This is a genomic window from Pseudoduganella sp. GW821-FHT05F09, from assembly GCF_059419605.1.
On record NZ_JBWKSD010000031.1, the window covers coordinates 1 to 520 of the forward strand.

2 protein-coding genes are annotated in these 520 nt (G+C 62.5%); both read right to left on the reverse strand.

The genetic code is table 11. The features are described from left to right. Positions 1-191: hypothetical protein (locus tag AC07S4_RS30385; RefSeq protein ID WP_494990135.1), on the reverse strand; the 191-nt coding region annotated here is incomplete at its 3' end. Next, positions 188-520 (reverse strand): hypothetical protein (locus tag AC07S4_RS30390; RefSeq protein WP_494990136.1); only part of this gene is annotated, 333 nt, incomplete at its 5' end. The genes AC07S4_RS30390 and AC07S4_RS30385, both read right to left, overlap by 4 nt.

Here is a 520-nt window from a genome sequence, read left to right on the forward strand (position 1 = left end):
GCCATCAGGCGCTGGCGCAGCGCGGGCATGTCAACCGATGGCGTGGAAGATTCAGGCTCTGGCACATCGCCTGTCTCGGCCACGCCGACAACGGTGAACGGATAGTCCACACCGTCGCAGCGCCAGCGGTCAGTCAACTGCTCAATGGTTTTAAATGGCCCGAACTCGCCCACCTCGGTAATCAGCATCATGCCACACACTCCACACGTTGAATTTGCCAGCCGCCGGCCTCGCTGCCTCCTGCCCCGAACGTGAAGAACATCGTCCAGATTTCGTTTGCATATTGGCCGGCGGACACCGGGATGCTTGGGCCGATGCGGTTGGCGCCTTGCGCGAACTGCACATCGTCGGTGCCCACGTGCAGGTGCTGCCCGCTGTTGCTGATGAAGTAGGTGCCCGACGAGTTGCCCAGCGAGTTAATGGGGCGCCCACCAGCGTAGGCGCCGTAGAACCGGATCGGCGCCATATCCACGCCCAACCCTGCGCCAGAAATCGCACCGTTGCCTGGGAGCGTTTGGCA